6 protein-coding genes and 1 pseudogene are annotated in these 5,439 nt (G+C 70.4%); 4 read left to right on the top strand and 3 right to left on the bottom strand.

The genetic code is table 11. The features are described from left to right. Window positions 1–98: 98 nt before the first annotated feature. Together AC2VNT_RS04375 and AC2VNT_RS04380 are read right to left on the bottom strand one after the other, a co-directional pair. The gene (locus AC2VNT_RS04375; protein WP_486945687.1) at window positions 99–593 is read right to left on the bottom strand and encodes a methylated-DNA--[protein]-cysteine S-methyltransferase; all 495 of its coding nucleotides are present in this window, start codon (window positions 591–593) and stop codon (window positions 99–101) included. A gap of 129 nt (window positions 594–722) precedes the next feature. Next, window positions 723–1,442: pseudogene (locus AC2VNT_RS04380) on the bottom strand (adenylate/guanylate cyclase domain-containing protein); the annotation flags it as partial. A 48-nt stretch (window positions 1,443–1,490) separates the two neighbouring features. Between AC2VNT_RS04380 and nucS the strand changes: the two are divergent. Continuing rightward, window positions 1,491–2,162: an endonuclease NucS gene (gene nucS / locus AC2VNT_RS04385; RefSeq protein ID WP_486945688.1), complete on the top strand. Its 672-nt coding sequence runs from the start codon at window positions 1,491–1,493 to the stop codon at window positions 2,160–2,162. A gap of 23 nt (window positions 2,163–2,185) precedes the next feature. Beyond that, the gene (locus AC2VNT_RS04390; protein ID WP_486945689.1) at window positions 2,186–2,473 is read left to right on the top strand and encodes a hypothetical protein; all 288 of its coding nucleotides are present in this window, start codon (window positions 2,186–2,188) and stop codon (window positions 2,471–2,473) included. 10 nt (window positions 2,474–2,483) lie between these two features. Here AC2VNT_RS04390 and mce read toward each other — a convergent pair whose 3' ends face one another. Then, window positions 2,484–2,957 (bottom strand): methylmalonyl-CoA epimerase, encoded by a 474-nt coding sequence (gene mce, locus AC2VNT_RS04395; RefSeq protein ID WP_486945690.1) that lies wholly within the window; start codon window positions 2,955–2,957, stop codon window positions 2,484–2,486. Window positions 2,958–3,038: 81 nt separating this feature from the next. On the opposite strand from mce, the gene AC2VNT_RS04400 reads away from it, so the two are divergent. After that, window positions 3,039–4,220: an acetyl-CoA C-acetyltransferase gene (locus AC2VNT_RS04400; protein ID WP_486945691.1), complete on the top strand. Its 1,182-nt coding sequence runs from the start codon at window positions 3,039–3,041 to the stop codon at window positions 4,218–4,220. Between the two features lie 104 nt (window positions 4,221–4,324). Beyond that, window positions 4,325–5,230: a co-chaperone YbbN gene (locus tag AC2VNT_RS04405; protein ID WP_486945692.1), complete on the top strand. Its 906-nt coding sequence runs from the start codon at window positions 4,325–4,327 to the stop codon at window positions 5,228–5,230. The last annotated feature ends 209 nt before the right edge of the window (window positions 5,231–5,439 follow it).

Here is a 5,439-nt window from a genome sequence, read left to right on the forward strand (position 1 = left end):
AACCAACGCCGCCGAGTACGGTGGGCCTGCACCCGCCACTCCCGGCGGGAGCCGCTCAGGACCAGGCAGCTACGCCCCTGCTAAGTCGGAAGAGCCCGTTAACCGAACAGCGTGGCGCGACTGCTGTGCCGCTGCTCCAGGTCGAGCAGCGCCCGTTTGCGGTCGATCCCGCCGCCGTACCCGGTCAGGCTGCCGCTGGTGCCGATCACCCGATGGCACGGAACGATGATTGAGATCGGGTTGCGGCCGTTGGCCAGCCCCACCGCGCGTGAGGCCGACGGTGCACCGATCGCCGTGGCCAGCTGCCGGTAGGAGCGGGTCTCCCCATAGGGGATGGTCTGCAGGGCCGCCCAGACCCGGCGCTGAAATGCGGTGCCGGTCAGTTCCAGGTCGAGGTCGAACTCGGTCAGTTCACCGGCGAAATACGCCGTGAGTTCAGCGGCCGCCGCGCCGAACGCCGCGTCGTCGCGGATCCAGCCGGTCGGATCGGGCGCGTGCGCGTGGTGGTCCATCAGCAGATGGGTTAGCCTGCGGTCCCGTCCGGCCAGGGTCAACGGGCCGATCGGGCTGTCGATGATGCGGTAGTAGGTCATCCGATCTCCTTCGGGGGCCGCTCGGTGATGTCATGGTCGAGCACGGTCCGCAGGTGCCGGGTGGCATAGCAGCGCCACGGTCGGCACCGGCCGCTGCGCGCGGTCAGCGCCCGCGGTCCGGCCGGCAACCAGCACCGTCGCGATGATGCCGACCACCGGGAGGCCGCAGCCCAACAGCCAGACCGTCATCTCCCGGCCCATCAGCCCGGGTGCCAGCCGGCGCGGCGGGGCACCGGCTTCCAGCGCCCGGGTGGGCACCGGGCGCAGTGCGAATTCGGTGACCAAGTAGGAAAACGTCGCCGTGATGAGGCCGACGATCCCCACCGAGAACAGCACCTGCGGGATGAACTGGCGGGTCACCGATCCGTAGAGGGTGGTCAGCAGCGCGGTGCCGACCCCCCACAGGATCAGGTGGATCGCGGCGACTCGCCACGGTGTCACGATGGTGCTGCGCTGATCGACCCGGGTGGGCCGGCGCCTCTCGGTCGCCCGCCGCAGATTGCGGACGGTCTGCCGGGTGATCCAGAACGTGCCCAGCGCGACGGCCGCCGCCACGTAGGCCGGTGCGACTGTGAAGGTTAGCCAGAACGGCGCGTCGGCGAAGACGGACGGCACCGGGAAGGCCACCGTCAGCAGCAACGCCGCGACACCGACGCCGATCAGGTTGCCGGTCACGATCAGCGCGGTCATGACGGCCTGGATGCGCACCCGCTGCCGGCGCGGACTCTCGGTCACCCGGCCCAGCAGCCAGGAGCCGTACGCCGGGGTCTCGGCGAGCCGGCCGCTCTGCCGGGTCACCGCCTCCAGCACCCGGCCCAGGCGCTGCGGCGTCGTCTTCCTGGCCGTCATGGTGGCGTCAGCCTAATTCGTCGTCGACGCGGGCTTAAGGTGGACCGGGTGCGGCTTGTCATCGCTCAGTGCACCGTCGACTACATCGGCCGGCTCACCGCGCACCTGCCGTCGGCGCGGCGGCTGATCCTGATCAAGGCGGACGGATCGGTCAGCCTGCACGCCGACGACCGCGCGTACAAGCCGTTGAACTGGATGAGCCCGCCGTGCCGGCTCACCGAGAATCCGGACGGCGACCATCCGGTCTGGGTAGTGCAGAACAAGGCCGGCGAGCAGTTGCGGATCACCATCGAGCAGATCGACCACGACTCCAGTCACGAACTCGGCGTCGACCCCGGCCTGGTCAAAGACGGGGTGGAAGCGCACCTGCAGGCGCTGCTCGCCGAGCATGTCGAGCTGCTCGGCGTCGGCTATTCGCTGGTCCGCCGGGAGTACATGACCCCGATCGGACCGGTGGACCTGCTCTGCCGCGACGAGCAGGGTCGATCGGTGGCGGTGGAGATCAAGCGGCGCGGTGAGATCGACGGCGTCGAGCAGCTCACCCGTTACCTGGAGCTGCTCAACCGGGACGGCCTGCTGGCCCCGGTGAGCGGGGTGTTCGCCGCCCAGCAGATCAAGCCACAGGCCCGCACGCTGGCCGTGGATCGGGGCATCCGTTGCGTCACACTCGATTACGACGCGATGCGCGGCATGGACAGCGACGAGTTCCGACTGTTCTGAAACGCCGCGGTTAGACTGTCGGCATGGCCCGGCGTCGCGCATCGACGGATCGACGGCTGCGGCCGGCGGCACCGCCGCGGGTGGAGGCCGGCGTCGACGGCCACCCCTACGAGGTTCGGCCGATTGTCGGCAGCCGGGCGGTCAAGACCTATCGGTGTCCCGGTTGTGATCAGGAAATCCGGCCCGGAACACCACATCTGGTGGCCTGGCCGGTCGAGCTCGGTGCGGCAGTCCTGGAAGACCGGCGGCACTGGCACACGTCGTGCTGGCGGAACCGGGCCACCCGCGGCCCGACCAGGAAATGGTCCTGAGGCCCAGCGGTCAGGGCGCGTCGGCGGCCGGCTCGACCAGCTCGACCAGCACCCCGCCGGCGTCCTTGGGGTGGATGAAGTTGATCCGGGATCCGGCCGTGCCGCGACGCGGGGCGGTGTAGGTCAGCCGGATGCCGTTCTCGGTGAGCCGAGCGCAGAGCGTGTCCAGGTCGCTGACCCGGTAGGCGATCTGCTGCAGGCCGGGCCCGCGCTTGTCCAGGAACTTCGCGATCGGCGACGCGTCGTCGACCGGCGCCATCAGCTGGATCTGGGAGCTGCCCGCCGCCGCCCCGCGCACCGACAACATCGCCTCGACGATGCCCTGGTCGGCGTTGACCTCTTCGTGCACGACGATCATGCCCAAGTGGTCGTGGTACCACTTCTTGGCCGCGTCCAGATCGGGCACCGCGACACCGACGTGGTCGACCGCGGTCACCAGCGCGCTGGACAGGATGGGCCGTACGTCGACATGGTCGGTCGTCATAGGCCAACGGTAGCCTGACGGGAAAGAGCGTGTGCAACCGATCGGCTGATAAGCCGGTCACAGCAGTCCGGGAGGTAGGTCATGACGACGTCGGTCATCGTTGCTGGAGCACGGACCCCGATCGGCAAACTGATGGGCGGACTGAAGGATTTCTCGGCCAGCGACCTCGGCGGGGTGGCCATCGCGGCGGCGCTGGAGAAGGCACGGGTGTCCGCCTCGCTGGTGCAGTACGTGATCATGGGCCAGGTGCTCACCGCCGGCGCTGGCCAGATCCCGGCGCGGCAGGCGGCGGTGGCGGCCGGGATCGGCTGGGACGTCCCGGCGCTGACGATCAACAAGGTCTGCCTCTCCGGTCTGGACGCGATCGCGCTCGCCGACCAGTTGATCCGGGCCGGCGAGTTCGACGTGGTGGTGGCCGGCGGGCAGGAGTCGATGACGAAGGCGCCGCACCTGCTGATGAACAGCCGGGCCGGCTACCGCTACGGCGACGTGACGATGCTCGATCACCTGGCCTACGACGGGCTGCACGATGCGTTCACCGACCAGGCGATGGGGGCGCTCACCGAACAGCGCAACGACGCCGACACGTTCAGCCGGGCCGAGCAGGACGAGTTCTCCGCCCGGTCACACCAGCGGGCCGCGGCCGCCTGGAAGGACGGCGTCTTCGCCGACGAGGTTGTCCCGGTGACGATTCCGCAGCGCAAAGGGGATCCGCTCCGGTTCGCCGAGGACGAGGGCATCCGCGCCGACACCACCGCCGAGTCACTGGCCGGGCTGAAGCCGGCCTTCCGGTCGGACGGCACCCTCACCGCCGGGTCGTCGTCGCAGATCTCCGACGGCGCGGCCGCCGTGGTGGTGATGAACAAGGAGAAGGCGGTCGAGCTGGGCCTGGACTGGCTGGCGGAGATCGGGGCGCACGGCGTGGTGGCCGGGCCGGACTCGACGCTGCAGTCCCAGCCGGCCAACGCGATCAAGAAAGCCGTGGCCCGGGAAGGCATCGGGGTCGGCGACCTCGACGTGATCGAGATCAACGAGGCGTTCGCCGCGGTGGCGCTGGCCTCGATCAAGGAGCTCGGCGTCAGCCCGGAGATCGTCAACGTCAACGGCGGGGCGATCGCGGTCGGACACCCGATCGGCATGTCCGGGGCGCGGCTCGCCCTGCACGTGGCGCTCGAGCTGGCCCGGCGCGGCGCGGGGTACGGGGTGGCGGCGCTCTGCGGTGGCGGCGGCCAGGGCGACGCGCTGATCCTGCGGGCCGGCTAGCCCCGAGGGTTGCTGGGACCGCGAACCGGGGGGTGTGTGACGTTGTTTAACCGGCGGTCGGTGCCCCCGGCGGGCATCGAGGGCGGCGTGACAGACTTGACGGCGTGACGCGTCCCCGACCCCCGATCGGCCCGGCACTGGCCGGAGCCGTGGATCTGTCTGGCCTGAAGCGCCCGGCTCAGCCGGATGTCGCCGGCGCCGCGGGCGCCGCCGGGTCTCACGAGGTCACCGAGGCCAACTTCGAAACCGAGGTGCTGGTCCGGTCCAACGAGATACCGGTGGTGGTGCTGCTCTGGTCGCCGCGCAGCGACGCGTGCGTGCAGTTGGTCGAGACGCTGGCCGGGCTGGCTCAGGCCGATACCCAAGCCGGCGGCGCCCGATGGTCGTTGGCGACGGTGAACGTCGACACCGCCGGCCGGGTGGCGCAGGTGTTCGGCGTCGATGCGGTGCCGACGGTGGTGGCGCTGGCGGCCGGGCAGCCGATCTCCAGCTTCCAGGGCGTGCAGCCGGCCGAACAGCTGCGCCGGTGGCTGGACTCGGTGCTGTCGGCGACCGCCGGCAAGCTCAGCGGTGCGCCGGGCGCCGATCAGCCCGCACCCGTCGACCCGGCCCTGGCTCAGGCGCGTGAACAAGTGGCGGCCGGTGATTTCGCCGCGGCGCGGAAGTCGTTTCAGGCGCTGTTGGACGCCGACCCGCAGCACCAAGAGGCCCAGGCCACGCTGCGCCAGGTCGTCTTCCTGGAGCGGGCGACCGCGCGGCGCCCGGACGCGGTGGCGGTTGCCGACGCCGCCCCGCACGACATCGAGGCCGCCTTCGCCGCGGCCGACGTGCAGATCCTCAGCCAGGACGTCGGCGCGGCATTCGACCGGCTGATCGCGCTGGTGCGCCGGACCTCCGGCGACGACCGGGCCACCGTGCGTACCCGGCTGGTGGAGCTCTTCGACGTCTTCGACCCGGCCGACCCGGAGGTCATCACGGCCCGGCGCAACCTGGCCAGCGCGCTGTACTGATCCGGAATAGCGTCGCGGGCTCCGTGGTTGCAGCCGCCATGCCCAGAACCTTCACCGAAACCGAACGCCAGGAATTCCTCGGGGGGCAGCACGTCGGTGTGCTCTCGGTCGCCGCCCTCTCTGTCAACATGGGTTGAGGCACCCGCCCCCTGATAAATAGTGACCCGAGGGCGGGGATGGAGAGATTCCCCGAAATGACGAACAAAGTG

The sequence above is a fragment of the Mycobacterium sp. TH-M15 genome, assembly GCF_057473705.1.

What these genes read in the sequence shown, in the direction of transcription:
- AC2VNT_RS04375 (WP_486945687.1), bottom strand. Translation starts at nt 593, where the DNA reads ATGACCTACTACCGCATCATCGACAGCCCGATCGGCCCGTTGACCCTG.
- AC2VNT_RS04390 (WP_486945689.1), top strand. Translation starts at nt 2,186, where the DNA reads ATGGCCCGGCGTCGCGCATCGACGGATCGACGGCTGCGGCCGGCGGCA.
- mce (WP_486945690.1), bottom strand. Translation starts at nt 2,957, where the DNA reads ATGACGACCGACCATGTCGACGTACGGCCCATCCTGTCCAGCGCGCTG.
- AC2VNT_RS04400 (WP_486945691.1), top strand. Translation starts at nt 3,039, where the DNA reads ATGACGACGTCGGTCATCGTTGCTGGAGCACGGACCCCGATCGGCAAA.